Origin of the sequence: Candidatus Hinthialibacter antarcticus, from assembly GCA_030765645.1 — a bacterium.
Classification (GTDB): Bacteria; Hinthialibacterota; Hinthialibacteria; order Hinthialibacterales; family Hinthialibacteraceae; genus Hinthialibacter; species Hinthialibacter antarcticus.
The window spans coordinates 15,762-31,040 of the sequence record JAVCCE010000050.1; the positions used below are offsets into that span (position 1 = coordinate 15,762).

The following is a 15,279-nucleotide window of genomic DNA, read 5'->3' on the forward strand; positions in this document are numbered from 1 at the left end:
CCTCTGCGTACCACATAAAAGACGATGCAACACCCATCATCACGATGGGTGTTGCTGTTTAAACTGACGATGAATCTTCCCCGCCGAATTTCCATTGCACGAACGCCGACTCCGCTGGAGCGCCTCGATCGTCTTAGCGAAGAGTGGGGCGTTGACCTTTATGTCAAGCGTGACGACCTGACGGGTTCTGCGCTGTCTGGCAATAAAATCCGTAAACTCGAGTATCTTTTTGCTGAGGCAATCGACCAGGAGTGCGATACGGTCATTACCTGTGGGGCGGTGACCTCCAACCATGCCCGCGCCACCGCCATCGCTGCGCGAAAATTTGGGTTGGATTGCCATCTCATCCTGGCGGGAGACGCGCCCGATGCGGCGTCGGGCAACCTGCAACTCAATCTGCTGGCGGGCGCGACGGTGCAATATATCACACGAGAAGAATACTCGGCGCGAGTGGAAGATATCCTCGAAGAAACCAAGGCCTCTTTTAATCAACAAGGGAAAAAGGCGTACGCGATCCCGACAGGCGGTTCGAACTCAACCGGATTGTTTGGCTATGTGACTGCGGCGCAAGAAATCGGCGAGCAATGCAAGCAGATCGGCTTGACGCCTGAAGTGATTTGCTGTGCGGTGGGATCATGCGGCACCTACGCCGGGCTGGTTCTCGGCGCAGCGCTGTATCAACTGCCTGCGGAAATTCACGGGGTGTTGGTTTGCGGGACGGTTGAAGGCTTTGGCGAAAAAGCCGCGCACGATGTTGACGAGGCGATCAAGCGGTTTGGCTTGACGCCTTCTGTGAATCCAGACAGAAGCCGCCTGATTGACGGCTATATTGCGGGCGGATATGCGCAGACGAATTCCGAACAGTTACGCTTTCTGCGGCATGTTGCTCAACAGGAGGGCCTGATTCTCGACCCGGTTTATACCAACAAAGCCTTTTTTGGGTTGCATGGCGAGATTCAGGCGGGGCGCATCGCCCAGGGCGCTCGGGTGGTGTTTGTCCACACCGGTGGAATTTTCGGCCTGTCGGCGTTCTCGCAGCAAATGACGGAAGAATGGGGTTCGGTCGCGAACTGGCCCGACGGTCTAATGTAGTTACCACTATCGACAGTTCTTTGCTCATTCTTCTTTGCAATCTCTCCCCTGTGTTCCAACAGGCAAAACAAACGTATCTATTGACAAAAAGGAAGGGTGAACGTAAGGTTCCACATCTTAAGCGCCGTTTTGCTTTAATTGATTAGGAGCGGCAAAAAAACAAGTCGAGTTAAAACAAATCGTTATGGTCGCGAAACCTTCAAAACCCAGCAGATCAACCCAAAAGAAGACTGCCAAGAAGAGCGCAGCGGCAGCATCAAAGCCGAAGACTGCAACAAAAAAGGCGACCGCCAAAAAGGCGACCTCTGTCAAAAAGAAAACCACGACCCAAAAAGCCGTGAAGCCGACTGTCAAATCAACTCGGAAATCTGCACCAAAAGCAACGGCCAAACCCGCGAAGAAGAAAGCCACTGTGAAAAAGAAACCTGTTTTGAGCAAAAAGAAATCCGCCCGTTTGACGGACTTGCATGATAAATTGATCCAAGAGCGCGGAAAGCTGCTCGCTACGCTTGATAGTGGAAGCGCCCGCTTGGGCGAAATGAGCGGTCACGGCGATTTGGTCGATCAAAGCAACGATTATCGCGAACGCGAAATGATGATGGGCATGGCAGAACACGACCGCGAGCGCCTGGTCGCGATTAATGAGGCGCTGGCGTTGGTTGATGAGGGCGCCTATGGCATCTGCGTCATGTGTGAGGATGAGATTCCCGAAGCGCGGTTGATGGCGGTTCCGGCTGCGAAATACTGTGTAGGGTGCCAGTCGAAAGTTGAAACCGGCGGCGGGCTGTAGAACGCAGCGGCAAAAATTGCGAAACAAAATGAGAGCGGGACCCACAGAGTGTGAGTCCCGTTTTTTTTGTGCTGTTTTGTGATCCCCCTGGCGTTTGGAGCGCCACCCCCCTTAAAAAGTGGGGCGAAATGCCCTGGTTTTCAAATTGCATTGAGATTTCTCGAACCATCTCATAAATACTTGCTCTTTTGTTGCTTGCGCCCAGGCCTGATTTGGTTTGTTATTTAATGAATCCTACCGTTTACTTCTAGATTATTGAATTCGGGAAATTTTTATTGGTGGGTTTCGCTGCGCTCAACGCCACCCTACTTGAGACGCGTCATGCATCCGAAGGGTGCGAAGCGCTGTCCACAACGGCGTTTATCGATGCGAGTATAGATGCTCGCGCTCCTGCTTGATTTCCCCTGGCGATTGGAGCCTTAATACAAAAACCATTGTTGTATGTTGGTGGTGTTGATGAGTTCGATGGTTGAGGTTTCGTCGAACTCAATACGGGGGCCGTATTCGCCGTTGGGTTCGCCGCCCGGGCCGCCGTTGAGGACGCTTTCGCGAATCATGACGCTTGAATGGTCGAGCGCCTGCACGCCCGCGCCGCCCTGCGCTCCATCGAAGGTAATGATCGCAGCATTGTCTAAAACAGATTCCGCAAACTCTCCGCCGTCGCCGCCAACGCCGCCGTCGATGCGCCCGTCTTCCAATGTGAAAGTCGAACGCACCGCTTTGATCCCCGCGCCTCCGCGTTTTGCAGCCAGATAAAACAGTTCGGGGCTATTACTCGGAGGCAAATAGCCAAATACGTCTGCTCCGTCTCCGCCCATGAATGATGCACTTTCGCTTTCAATGGCGACATCGACGGCATCACGAAGCAATAATCCGGCCCCGCCTAAAAATGTTGTGTAGGTATGGCGTCCAAACAATCCGCCGTCTCCGCCTTCGATGTACGTATTGGAAAAAAGGAATTGCGAATTTGTACACGATTCGATCAGCGCAGCAGCGCCTGCGTTGGCTTCATTTTCGCTAAGGTGCGATTCTATGGGCGATTCGATAATTTTTCCGCCGCGCACCTCGCACTGGTTGAGTGAGCAGATAACCCCACTGGCGTTTTTAATGATAAGCGCCGGGCGGCTTGGGATGCGCAACGAGGATGAATAGGGAAAACTGCGGAGAGAACTTCTGCCGCCAAGTTTTGAGCGGGTGAGGTTCAGCGCGGAGTTGTCGGCGGTGATGGTTGTCTCGCGGGTTTCGATCAGGTCGATATGGATGTTGCTATCGTTGATGTCCCATTCCCCTGTAATGAGGGGCAGGCCTTGGTTGAGGCGTCCGCTGATGGTTACGGTTGCGTTGTTGATGAGGATGTTGTCGTCATACCCACCCTGCGCCAGTGAAATGACATCGCCTTCAACGGATTCGCGCAGCGCTTGTGACAACGTCAATACGTCTTCGGGGACGCGCCGAGTCGTTGCTTCGCGATTTTGCGTGGTTGGTTGAAGTCCCGTCCAGCGAAAATAGACCGCGTGGCTGGATTCGTTGAAAATCACCATCAGGTCGGCGGCGCCGCTGGGCAGCGTGTTGATGGCGTATATCCCCAATGGACGGGCGTCGCTCACGTAGAGGTCGTCGATCCACTGAAAGCCATTGTTGTATGGGCCGTACATAATGCGGATGCGGCTGCCGTCGCCCGACTCGCCTCGAAGAAACGCAGCGATGTCATCAAAACCGTCGGCGTTAAAATCGGAGACGGCGTACTGGTCGTTATCATGGATCCAGGGAAAGAAAAACGAGGTCTTATTTTGAAATGAGCCATCTTCGCGCCGGAAAAAAATCTCAAGCGCGGGCTGGTCATCGTCTCGGATGGAGAAGCCGATTAAATCCGCAAGGCCATCTCCGTTCAGGTCGGCGCTATTTGTGAAATTGTTAGAAATAAGGCCAATCGATTCTATGGGGGTATCGGTTGCTTCCGAAAACCCGCCCGCGCCGTCGCCGAAGTGAATGAAATAATGAGTGAATTGTGATAAGGCGCCAATATCAAGATTGCCGTCGCCGTTGAAATCAGCCAAACGAAGGCCGATGGGGAAAATTAAAGACGGAACTTGCATCCAGGCGTCTTCGTTCCATTCGCCCGGCGCGGCGAAACGCCAAGAGAAAAAGCCGTCTTTCAGCGCGACCAAGTCATTGGCGCCATCGTTGTTGATATCGCCCGAAGCGACTTGGCTGCCATACTGGCCTTTGATTATCGTGAATGTTGCATTGCCCTGGTTGAGGGCGATGATGGTTTCACCGCCTAACAGTCCGACCGCGAAGTCGATGGCTCCGTCCAGGTTCCAGTCGCCAGTCGCCAGACTCAAGGGCGTATTGCTGCCTTGAATGATAAATTTTCCCGGCTCAAAGCCTTCGTCGCGGATGCGGTAATACAACTCCACCGAATTGTCCGAGAACGATGCCGAGAGCAGGTCCGGCAGAAGATCGCCGTTGAAGTCGGCGAAGGCTTCGGGCGCCCAGGAGGTTGATTCATCGAAATGAACAGGATTGAGAGGCGTCAACGTCAGCGGTTCAGACGGAACGAACACCACCGATTCAAAGGCGGAAACCCAGGGCGAAATGAAAACCAGGCAGACGAGACAACAGCAGCGAACGGAAATATTCATAAACGATTTAGGTGGACACCTATTCTTAAATGTTGCAGGCCACTGCATAGAATGAATATCGCAATTACCCGCAAACATCAACTATAGCCGTTTTGGCAATGATTTGCTGGTATCTATCGCTTTGTATATGCTGTTTTGAGATCCCCCCGACGCTTGCAGCGCCGTCCCCCCTTAAAAAGTGGGGCGAAAAGTCTTAAGTCAATGACATTGCCCTCTAACTCTCCCCGAACTTCTATTCATTTGCTCAAAACCGGGTAATACGGCTCGCCAACCGCCGCCCTACAATAATGTAGGGTGGTTTTCATCTCCGCCCGTTGATACTCAAGGGGGGGTATGTAATAATCGCGCTGCTTGCTGTGTAAACCGCAAGCATATCATGGTTTGGGAGGAACGTTCCAAATGGAAGAACAAAATATGATGTTTGCGAATATCGTGGCCGTAACCAGCGTGTTTGGCCTTGGGCTTACCATGTTTTTATTGGGAAGCATCAAATTGAAATTGACGGAAACCCTGGGCATTAACGACGCTCAAATGGGCAAGTTGTTTTCCGTCTACAACTTCAGTAATTTGGTGTTTGTTTTGGTCGCGGGAGTCGTAACCGATAACTTTGGTTATCAAACCTGCGCGATCGTTGGCTTCGCCGCCGGAGTGGCTTCGATGCTCTTTATGGGGCAGGCTAAGACGTACGGGATTGCTGTGGTTGCCTGCTTGTTCCTGGGCGTCGGCAGTATGTTTATGAACACGGCGGGGAATGTTCTTCTCGGCAACCCGGCGATTGTTTTTCCTGACCCGGGCCAGTCGGGCAACCTGGGCAACGTGTTCTTCGGCGTGGGCGCATTCGTCACCCCGATGTTGTCCGCCATTCTCTTTAAGCAGATGTCATTCGGCAAAGCCTTAACCGTTCTTGGCTTGTTGCTGGTTGCTCCATTAGTGATTGCTTGCATGGCGGCGTTTCCCGAATCCGGCGGAAACTTCAGCGCGTCAGCGGCGGGCGGTTTGATTACCAACCCGACGATTGTTCTTTGCGCGTTGGCGCTGATGTGCTACATCGCCTTGGAAGTCTCAATGGCGGGCTGGATCACCACCTACATGACCAGCGTGGGCGCATCCGCCACCCAAGCCAACACCAACCTGTCGTTCTTCTCGATTGCGATTATGCTCGGTCGATTGGTGACGGCGCTTGGTATCGGTAAATTGATTGTTTTGTCAGGCTCGAACGGCCCCTGGTTTATTCTCGGCCTCGCCGCTGTTTCCGCCGTGGTGTTGTTTGCCATGAAGGGCATTAACAGCAAGGGCTCCGCGACGGTTTGCGTGGTTTTGCTGGGCTTGTTGTTTGCGCCAATCTTCCCGACGGTCGCTGGTTTGATGTTCGCCCGCGTTCCGGGTGAAGTGGCTGGAACCGGCTTTAGCATCATCTTCGGCGTTGGCCTCTTGGGCGCGATTTTTGTTCCCGCATGGATGGGCTCGATTTCAAGCGGCGAAGGCAAGACCATCAAAGACAGTATGATCGTCGCCGCGAGCGTTGCGGTTATTCTGGTTGTGCTGGCTGGCGTGATGGGCGTTATGTTGCCCGCGCCGTTGCCTGTTGCGTAATTCTTGTAGATTGATAAAAACTTTCAGAGGGCGCTGCTTCGGCGGCGCCCTTCGTTTATACTGGCTCTATGCGCGGATTTTTTATCACAGGAACCGATACCGAAATCGGCAAGACGGTAGTGACGGGGTTGCTCTCGTTTGGTCTGCATCAGCTGGGGGTGAAATGTCTGCCCATCAAGCCTATCGCCAGCGGCGCGATTGAACATGACGGCGCCTTGGCGTCGGAAGACGTGTTGTTCTATCAGACATTGGTTGACCTCGATGTTTCCCCAAGCGAACTCTCGCCTGTTTTGTTAAAGCGCCCCGCCTCGCCGCATTACGCCGCGCAAGTCGAAAACGTCGTCATTGATCCGAAAGCGGTTGTGCAATCGGTGGAGGCGCTGTCGAAATTTCGCCCCTGCGTTTTGGTGGAAGGCATCGGCGGATGGCAGGTTCCGATTGCGGGCGCCTATTGTGTGTCGCATTTCGCGGCTGACCTGGGCTTGCCGATTCTTATTGTTGCGGCGAACCGGCTGGGAGTGATTAACCATACCCTGCTGACCATTGAATCGGTGAGGGCAATGGGGCTGCAACTTGCGGGGGTGATCTTTACGCATCCCTCGCCTGATGGAGAAGCCGACCTGCTCGAGAACAACATCGAAACCATCGCGAGCGTGGGTGAAGTGAAGGTTCTTGGCAAGGTTCCCTATCTGGAACCCGCTTTGTTCAACAAAGAAAACCGCAGTCAACTTTGGCAGCATATTGAGAACGCGATTCAATGGGACGCGTTTTTGAAGTCTTCTACCGAATCATTGAATGATCGTGTGCGCACTGATTAAATGATTTAAAACCGAACTCATATTTAAAGAAATTATTATCTCAACCAAGTTCCTTCTCCCTCTGGGAGAAGGTGAGGATGAGGGATTAATAAAAACCCTCACCCCAACCCTCTCCCACTGGGAGAGGGAGCAAGTTGTGCTATTTATTACGCTTTTAGAAATCTAAAATGAAACGATACCATCATGACCAAATCCATTGACCCAACCACGCTGGTCGCCTGGGACCAACAATACGTCTGGCACCCGTTCACTCAAATGCAAGACTACGCCAATGAACCGCCGCTAATTGTTGAGCGCGGCGAGGGCGCGTATTTATACGACGCCGAGGGCAGGAAATATTTTGACGGCAACTCGTCGCTGTGGGTGAACCTGCACGGTCACGCGCGGCCTGAGATCAACCAGGCGATGCACGACCAGGCGCAGCGCATCGCCCACTCGACCCTGCTGGGGCCGTCGAACGCGCCCGCGATTGAACTCGCCAAACGCCTGGTCGACGCCACGCCGGAGGGGCTCTCGAAAGTGTTTTATTCTGACAACGGTTCGACCTCGGTCGAGGTGGCGCTGAAGATGGCGTTTCAGTCATGGCGGCAAACCAAGACGCCCGACATGGAGCGCTGTTCGTTCATCACATTCGAAGAAGCCTACCACGGCGACACCATCGGCAGCGTCAGCGTGGGCGGCATGGATTTATTTCACGGCATCTTCGGGCCGCTGTTGTTCAAGACCTATCGCGCGCCGTATCCGGTCTATTCAAAGTACGCCAACCCCGAAGGGCCGCAGGCGGTTTGCCAACAGGCGCTGGACGCCTGCGAGGCGGTGCTCAAAGCGCACGCGGCGAAATGCGCGGCGGTGATAATCGAACCGGTTGTGCAGGGCGCGTCCGGCATCCGCACCCAGGCGCCGGGGTTTCTCAAAGGGCTGCGGGCGCTGTGCGATCAATACAACATTCTCTTAATTTGCGACGAGGTGTTCGTCGGCTTTGGGCGCACCGGCAAGATGTTCGGCTGTCAGCATGAAGGCGTGACGCCGGACTTGTTGTGTCTCGCGAAGGGCATCACCGGCGGGTATCTTCCGTTGGCGGCGACCTTGGCGACGGACGCGATCTATGAAAAATTTTTGGGCGGCTATAGCGAGTTTAAGACGTTCTTTCACGGACACTCGTATACTGGAAATCAGATGGGGTGCGCAGCGGCGTTGGCGAGCCTCGATTTGTTTGAAAAAGACAACTCGCTCGAAGCCATGCAGCCGTCGGTCGAGCGATTGCAGACGCGGTTAGACCGGCTCTATGGCGCCAACGATCACATCGCGGATATTCACAGCATCGGGTTGATCGCCGGGATCGACATTGCGCAAAGCCGCGCGAAAAACATGGCGTATGCCATTGAACAAAAGATGGGAGCGCAAGTCTGTTTCGCGATGCGCAAGCGCGGGGTGTGGCTGCGTCCGCTGGGCAATACGCTGGTGGTGATTCCACCGCTGATTACCCAGCCGCATGAAATTGATTTTCTATTCGACGCGCTCGATGGGTCGCTGGCGGAGGTTTTGGAAGGTGAATAGCCCGCTCTATTTTTTATGGGAATCAACGACAAAGACGCTTTGAGGATTAACGAAAGAGTACCATGGTGGGTTAAGTATAAAGAACCCACCCTACATTCGTGTCATCGCGAGCGCAGCGAAGCGATCTCGTTTTTCGATTTGCGAGATTGCCGCGTCGGCCTTCGGCCTCCTCGCAATGGCACTAGCCTTGATTTTCAAGATAGTCGCTACATTAACTTTCGTTTGATAATCACAGGTTGCTTCGGCAGCGATTCAAAAAATCAACCAACCCCCCTCTAACTCCCCCCGAACTTAGGGGGGAGAACCTGTGAAACTTATTGCGTCATAAGGCGGGCGTTTGGATTTCGCCAGGTTTATGTTGATCCCCCCTGGCGCTTTCAGCGCCGTCCCCCCTTAAAAAGGGGGGCTAAAAGTCTTAAGTCAATGACATTGCCCTCTAACTCCCCCCGAACTTAGGGGGGAGAACCTGTGAAACTTAAGGCGGAGACGCGCTTTACTCGTCTGTGGGTTGCTTCTTTTTTTTCAGTAAACCCGTCAGGTTGATTCCAAAATAATCGAGACAATTTAATAGCAAAAATGCGGCCCCGGCTTCATCTAAATTTCCAATTACCGGAAACGCATCTGGGATCAATTCAAACACCCCCGCCGTCGGGTTCATCAAATAGACCGCAGCGATCAAACCAACAATGATAACAATAAAAGACCGCATATCTTTTCTCCTTGTGGTTCGGATTCGCTCGATAAAAGACGCGATTTCGTAAACTCTTGATCTTTCGCTATATATGGCATGGGTACAACTCTGCTCGCTTCAGTGCGGGCTTTTAGGCCCTTATGCACAGGCGCTCGCAGAGTTGCACCCATGCCTGACTGGTAAGCCAGTTTGTGATATGCAGAAGCCCGTTTCTGAATTACAATTATGGCCATTCATCAATGTAAGTATTCAATTACCGGATGAACCATAAAAAAATCCCCGCTAGCGGTTTGCCAACGGGGATTGGTTTCATTTGATGCTTGCTTTAGTCCACCGTAATGGTATCGGCGGACGCCGGGTCGTCAGCGAAGACGTCTTCGGTTGTGACGCGAACCACTTCTTCAATCGAGGTGTGCCCCGTCAGGATTTTATACACGCCTTCGGTGCGCAACGTCTTCATGCCGGATTTCATCGACGCCTGGCGGATCTCTTTTGTGCTGGCGCCAATTTCAATATTATTGCGCATGTCGCCGTCGGGAATCAACATTTCATAAATGCCAGTCCGGCCAATGTAGCCCGTCCCCATACATTCACGGCAACCACGGGGACGATAGATCGGTTGGCCGACCAACATTTTCGACTCGGCCCCCAGTTGAGTGAGTTCCTTATCAGTCGTGGTCGATTTCTTTTTGCAATGCGGGCACAGTTTGCGCACCAGGCGTTGCGCGACAATGCCCAACAGCGCGGAGCTAATCAACTTCACGTCCACGCCAATATCAATTAGCCGCGAGATTGAGGTCGAGGTGTCGATGGTGTGCAGCGTCGAGAACACCAGGTGGCCCGTCAACGCCGCGTTCACGGCGATTTCGGCGGTTTCGAGGTCGCGAATTTCGCCGATCATAATTACGTCAGGGTCTTGGCGAAGAATCGAGCGCAGCGCTGTGGCGAAGGTCAGGCCGGTTTTGGTGTTGTGTTGAATCTGGTTGATGCCTTCGAGTTCATATTCAATCGGGTCTTCAACCGTGACGATATTTTTCGAGCCGTCGTTGATGAACTGCAGCGACGCGTAGTGCAGCGTGGTTTTACCGCTTCCCGTTGGCCCGGTCGCGAGAATCAAACCGTGCGGCGCGGTGATGGCGCGGCGGTATTTTTCGAGCGGTTCATTGCGTACGCCCAGCGAATCAAGCGCCACGCTGGCGAGTTTTTGATCGAGCAGCCGCATGACCACTTTTTCGCCCGTGCGAGTGGGGATGGTGGAAGTACGCACGTTGATTTCTTCTTTGAGAATCACGCGGCGGAAGTGACCGTCTTGGGGCAGACGGCGCTCAGCGATATCGAGGTTGCTGACAATTTTGATGCAACTGCTGAGCAGGGTGTTCAGTCCGCCGTCGAGCACCAGCGATTCGGTAATCACGCCGTCAACGCGAAAGCGCACCAGAATGCGGCCTTCTTCCGGCTCGATGTGAATATCGCTGGCGCGGATCTTTCGCGCATGGGTAATAATCAGCGTGAGCAGGTTAATCATTTCTTCGCGCTGGGCTTCATCCTGAACGCCGGTCGACATCGACTTGGCCACCGCGATCATCTGCGAACGCTGTTGAATAATGTCAGACAACGTAAACGGCGGCTTGATGGTCGCCTCGCAGTAGGGGCATTTTTCAAAATCAAAATCTTCAAATATTTCGGGATTATTTATATTGCGGTTGCATTTGGGGCAGCGCTTGCCCGGCTCTTCGCGATACCACCGGTCAATGAAATAGGCGATCAATCCGACGATGCCGGTATAACTCACGATGCGCCGCCAGTTGTAATACACCACGCGGCGGTTGGGCAGGTCTTTGACCACCACCTTCATGGGGTAATACCACAGCAATAAAATCGCCCCAAAGAGGACGCCCAGGTTGACGCCCCAGGTTTTTGCGAAATCAAAAAGTTTGCCCGGCGACGAAAACAGGTCTTGGGCGCCTTTGCTGGCGTTGCCCCATTTGTCAGAAAACCAACCTTGGATGTGTTCAAACTTGCTCAATTGGGGGGTGGGGGTTGGCTCCGGCTCGCGCACGGGCCGACGCGTGGGGACGGCGCGCGGTTGAGTGCGCGTTTCAATCAGTTGCAGCAACTGCGTACGCTTTTGCGCGTCGCGCGTACTTAATTTTGATGCGTCCAGTTGCAATAAATGCTCTTTGGCTTTTTCGTAATTTTTATCGTCAACTTCCATCTGGCCCAGATAAAACAGCGCCACCGGATGGTCGGCGGACCGGTCCAGCACTTCTGAAAAGGCCGCGCGCGCTTTGGCCGACGGACGGTACATGTTGGTCTTGTAGGCGTCTTCGCCGATTTGCAGATAGGCGTTGAGCAAGGTGCGGTCTAAATTTTGAGACAACGGATGTTTAGGGAAATTGTTCAATACCGTCGCGTAATGATCCGCCGCCTCTTCGATGTTTCCGTTGGTTTCGAGGCGCTTGGCTTCATCAAAATGGGCCTGGGCGGTTTTGCTTTCGAGTTTCTTTTTTTCGGCTTGCAGCAGTTCTAACAGTTGAGGGTTTGAAAGGATGGTTTTAAACCGCTCAATCTGTGCGAGATCGTTCACGCCGTCTTGCAGCGGGCTGTGTTTGTCGTGCGAACGAATGAAATCGCGAATGGCGTTCTCTTGTTCTTTGAGAATCTGGTTATTTTTTGCGGCGGCGGACGGCATTTTTAGAATGTCGGCGTATCTTGACACCGCCTCAAAAAAGTTGCCTTCGCCTAATTCATATTTTGCTTCAAACAGCGCGTTGTCGAGTTGCGAGCCTTTTTCAATGCGCGAAATATCGCTGCGCTTGAAGGTCATCACGCCGCTGGTTGTTTTGATTTGAACTTCAGCGCCGCCGGTATCCTGGGCGACGGTGCCAAGAAACTGGGCGCCGCTTTTTAAATAGACAACGTCAGTCTGCCCATTCAATGCAACCACAAATATAAGAATCAGAACCGTTCTAACAATACGAATCACGCCATACTCCTTCAGGTGTATCTCTTTCCACTCATTCATTATGATTACAACACGCCCAAATCGGGCTTTATTATTCAAAACGATCAACTCATTAGATGCTATCTCAAAAAAACTTGATCTTTCGCTGCGTCTGGCATGGGTACAACTCTGCTCGCTTCGGTGCGGGCTTTCAGGCCCTTATGCACAGGCGCTCCCAGAGTTCCACCCATGCCAAAATTGATTGTCAATTATTGAAATACCAGAGCCTGTTTCTGAATAAAAATCCTGGCCATCCATCAATGTAGGTACTCACTTACCGGATGAACCAAAAAACTTGATCTTTCGCTTCGTCAGGCATTAGTACAACTCTGCTCTCTTCGGCGCGGGCCTTCAGGCCCTTATGCACAGGCGCTTCCAGAGTTTCACCCATGTCAAAATTGATTGTCAATTATTGATTTGTCGAAGCTTCTTTTTGCAATCTTTATTTTTGAGATGGCTTCTGATCGATTTCAGCCCGTTCCCGTTTCTTATTGGTATACACTATCAACGTAAAGACAGTCCGTCCAGTTTGTTTTCTTTAAATACGTTTTGCGCTTTATTGCGTTAACGCTGATTTTACATCGCGGACAATGCGAAAGCCAAACGAGCGGCTGCGTTCGCCGCCGGGCCGGGCCATTCGGTGTGAAGAACGGGCGTAATAACTTTCGAAGTTCCATGAACCGCCGCGCAAAACGCGGTGGGTGACTTTGGCCCCTTCAACCTTTATCTTCGAGCCGGGATACGACTGGAAAAAACTCGATGTCCATTCAAACACGTTGCCCGCCATGTCATGCACGCCAAAGGGGCTGGCCCCAAATGGATAACTGCCGACCGGGCTGGTGTCTTCGCGGTTCGCTTCCCAGGTATTCGCCAGATTCGGCTGAAAGCGGCTTCCCCAAGGGAACTCGCGCAACTCTGCGCCCTTGGCGGCGTGTTCCCACTCAAATTCGGTCGGTAGGCGTCCGCCTTTCCAGCTGCAATACGCCTCGGCGTCTTCAAACGAGACCCAACATACCGGGTGGTTTTCTTTGCCAATGGGAACCTGCCCGTCTATCCAATGTAACGGCGGGCGATGGCTTTCGGCTTCTATAAATTCATAATATTCCTGATTGGTGATTTCATACTTGCTGATATAGAAGGCGGCGGTTTTTTCTGGATGCAGCGGCTGTTCGAGCGGATCGCCCTCGAGCGAGCCAATGATGGTCTGGCCTTCGGGGATATACACCATGCCCGGATATTTATTGAGCACCGAATCGGGGATGCGTTGGTCGTCCGGGTTGATCGACTCATCGTCAGCGCCTTCAAACGCTTCGTCGTGAATCTCGAGCACTTCGGCGATCAGCCCCTGGCCCCATTCGCCCAGCAACTCTTTTTCGTTGAGCGTCGGGGGGTTGCGGTAGACGGTTTTGATGATGACGCCGCGTTTGATATCAATGGTGCGCAGGGTCAATTCAACGAAACCGGTGCGGCGATGCAGGTGCCCCGCGAGTACCCGGTCTGCGCCTAACACGCGCCCCATGCGGACAAAGCAGGGCAGTTCAAAGCACGGATATTGAAACTTCTTCGCCTTGAGAATCGAAAGCATGGAGTTGCGGCTAATGATGCGATACACGCCGGTGCGCTCGACCTCATTGCGAATAAAATCGCTGAACACCTGCGCCTCGGCGAGCGAGGCTTCATCGCCCAGCGTGCGTAAATCGGTAATCACAAGCAGCGGCGGCGGCTGGTTCGTCTGGGCGAACGGGCCGGATATAAACAGGAAAATACAAACAAAGAAGTAGAAGCAGCGTTGGGCCATTCGCTTAATCATTTCTGGACAAAAACTCGCGTCGTCCGGGCGTTAGCGGCGCCAGCGGCTGCGCGTCTGGTCAATCAGCTCGCGCAGATGTTGGCGGGCGCCGTTGTGATTGGGGTCGAGTTCCAGGGCGCGTTCATATTCGAGCCGCGCTTGTTCATAGTTGCGGCCGTTGTGATGAATGCGCGCCAGTACGTAGTAAATTTCTGCGCTATTGGGGTTGAGTTCTTCGGCCTTGGTCAATTCAACGATGGCGTCTTCGTCATAACAGTGGTTGAAATAGAGAAACGCGATGCGCGTATAGGTGTCGCTCATTTGCTTGACGACGTCTTGGGCGAGGTCGTCATCGGGGTTGAGCTCTAACACCTGTTGGAACGAAGCCAGCGCCTGGCGGTAGTCTTGGTTGTCGAGGTGTTCTTCGGCTTTGTTGAGATTTTGGTCCCACAGCGATTTTTTGCGTTCATAAAAAATGGCGTCGCGGCGGCCCTGGGCGCCCATGTGGTTGGGCGTACGGCGCAAGACTTCCATGTAGTCTAACAACGCGATCTGATGATCGCCTTTTGATTCATGGTAGCGTCCGCGCCGGTAATAGAACTCTTCTTCGGGTTCGGGGGTGATTCCCCTGACCATATTTTTTTGAAGAACAAGATACTCGCCCCTGACCGTCTCCATGACGATGACTTCGGCGGAGTTCTCTAAGATGCGGCCTTCAATTTCACCCTTGGCTTGCTTGACGACGTCTGCGTTCACCGAACAGACCGTCAGCGCAAAGATCGAAGCCAGCAATACCCAGCGCGTAAAAATATTCAAAGATTGGTTCACAATCAAATCCCCCATAATAGTTGATGGGTGTAAAACATAAGCAATGATGCCACTATCTCTTCTTTAAGTATACAGTTGGCGTATGTCAATCGTCAAATAAAACTGACATTTTAGTGTCGGTTCCCGGGGAGCGCAGACCATACAGGAGTCTACAAATTACACAAAGACATGTATAGATTTTTTGCATAATGCGAAGTTTTATTCCGAATCCATTGATATTACTGCGCAAACCACGATCTTCGTTTATTATGGTTCATCCGGTATTTGGATACTTTTTCACAAATAGAATTGAGATTTATAGAAGCCTCTTCATCAATACTTAATCTTTCGCGGTGTATGGCATGGGTACAACTCTGCTCGCTTCAGTGCGGGCTTTCAGGCCCTTATGCACAGGCGCTCCCAGAGTTGCACCCATGCCTGATTGGTTCGTCAATTTTTAATATGCCCGAATATGTTTTCTCAAACAAAATTA

11 protein-coding genes are annotated in these 15,279 nt (G+C 52.6%); 6 read left to right on the forward strand and 5 right to left on the reverse strand.

Annotated features, from left to right (window positions below; genetic code table 11):
- Positions 1–24 precede the first annotated feature (24 nt).
- The 3 genes from P9L94_11600 (at position 25) to P9L94_11610 (ending at position 1,882) form a co-directional block, all read left to right on the forward strand.
- Positions 25–1,092 (forward strand): D-cysteine desulfhydrase family protein, encoded by a 1,068-nt coding sequence (locus P9L94_11600; protein MDP8244719.1) that lies wholly within the window; start codon positions 25–27, stop codon positions 1,090–1,092.
- Positions 1,093–1,230: 138 nt separating this feature from the next.
- Entirely contained in the window at positions 1,231–1,563 is a 333-nt protein-coding gene (locus P9L94_11605) for a hypothetical protein (protein ID MDP8244720.1), read from the forward strand.
- Positions 1,505–1,882, forward strand: coding sequence for a TraR/DksA family transcriptional regulator (locus tag P9L94_11610; protein ID MDP8244721.1), 378 nt, complete (start codon positions 1,505–1,507; stop codon positions 1,880–1,882). Before P9L94_11605 ends, P9L94_11610 begins: the two co-directional genes overlap by 59 nt.
- A gap of 419 nt (positions 1,883–2,301) precedes the next feature.
- Here the strand turns inward: P9L94_11610 and P9L94_11615 are convergent, their stop codons facing one another.
- Entirely contained in the window at positions 2,302–4,527 is a 2,226-nt protein-coding gene (locus tag P9L94_11615; GenBank protein MDP8244722.1) for a VCBS repeat-containing protein, read from the reverse strand.
- Between the two features lie 399 nt (positions 4,528–4,926).
- On the opposite strand from P9L94_11615, the gene P9L94_11620 reads away from it, so the two are divergent.
- The 3 genes from P9L94_11620 (at position 4,927) to bioA (ending at position 8,495) form a co-directional block, all read left to right on the forward strand.
- A complete protein-coding gene (locus P9L94_11620; GenBank protein MDP8244723.1) occupies positions 4,927–6,120 on the forward strand; it encodes an MFS transporter in 1,194 nt (397 codons plus the stop codon).
- Positions 6,121–6,188: 68 nt separating this feature from the next.
- Positions 6,189–6,938: a dethiobiotin synthase gene (gene bioD, locus P9L94_11625; protein ID MDP8244724.1), complete on the forward strand. Its 750-nt coding sequence runs from the start codon at positions 6,189–6,191 to the stop codon at positions 6,936–6,938.
- A 183-nt stretch (positions 6,939–7,121) separates the two neighbouring features.
- On the forward strand, positions 7,122–8,495 hold the full coding sequence (gene bioA / locus P9L94_11630; protein ID MDP8244725.1) for an adenosylmethionine--8-amino-7-oxononanoate transaminase: 1,374 nt from the start codon (positions 7,122–7,124) through the stop codon (positions 8,493–8,495).
- A 493-nt stretch (positions 8,496–8,988) separates the two neighbouring features.
- Here bioA and P9L94_11635 read toward each other — a convergent pair whose 3' ends face one another.
- The 4 genes from P9L94_11635 to P9L94_11650 form a co-directional block, all read right to left on the reverse strand.
- Positions 8,989–9,204, reverse strand: coding sequence for a DUF1232 domain-containing protein (locus P9L94_11635; GenBank protein MDP8244726.1), 216 nt, complete (start codon positions 9,202–9,204; stop codon positions 8,989–8,991).
- A gap of 307 nt (positions 9,205–9,511) precedes the next feature.
- Positions 9,512–12,172, reverse strand: coding sequence for an ATPase, T2SS/T4P/T4SS family (locus tag P9L94_11640; protein MDP8244727.1), 2,661 nt, complete (start codon positions 12,170–12,172; stop codon positions 9,512–9,514).
- A gap of 574 nt (positions 12,173–12,746) precedes the next feature.
- The gene (locus P9L94_11645; GenBank protein MDP8244728.1) at positions 12,747–14,000 is read right to left on the reverse strand and encodes an SUMF1/EgtB/PvdO family nonheme iron enzyme; all 1,254 of its coding nucleotides are present in this window, start codon (positions 13,998–14,000) and stop codon (positions 12,747–12,749) included.
- A 30-nt stretch (positions 14,001–14,030) separates the two neighbouring features.
- On the reverse strand, positions 14,031–14,807 hold the full coding sequence (locus tag P9L94_11650; protein ID MDP8244729.1) for a tetratricopeptide repeat protein: 777 nt from the start codon (positions 14,805–14,807) through the stop codon (positions 14,031–14,033).
- Between the last annotated feature and the right edge of the window lie 472 nt (positions 14,808–15,279).

Excerpts from the sequence above, each read along its gene's own strand:
- P9L94_11635 (MDP8244726.1), bottom strand. The coding sequence starts at position 9,204 with ATGCGGTCTTTTATTGTTATCATTGTTGGTTTGATCGCTGCGGTCTAT.
- bioA (MDP8244725.1), top strand. The coding sequence starts at position 7,122 with ATGACCAAATCCATTGACCCAACCACGCTGGTCGCCTGGGACCAACAA.
- P9L94_11600 (MDP8244719.1), top strand. The coding sequence starts at position 25 with ATGCAACACCCATCATCACGATGGGTGTTGCTGTTTAAACTGACGATG.
- P9L94_11615 (MDP8244722.1), bottom strand. The coding sequence starts at position 4,527 with ATGAATATTTCCGTTCGCTGCTGTTGTCTCGTCTGCCTGGTTTTCATT.
- P9L94_11620 (MDP8244723.1), top strand. The coding sequence starts at position 4,927 with ATGGAAGAACAAAATATGATGTTTGCGAATATCGTGGCCGTAACCAGC.
- bioD (MDP8244724.1), top strand. The coding sequence starts at position 6,189 with ATGCGCGGATTTTTTATCACAGGAACCGATACCGAAATCGGCAAGACG.
- P9L94_11645 (MDP8244728.1), bottom strand. The coding sequence starts at position 14,000 with ATGATTAAGCGAATGGCCCAACGCTGCTTCTACTTCTTTGTTTGTATT.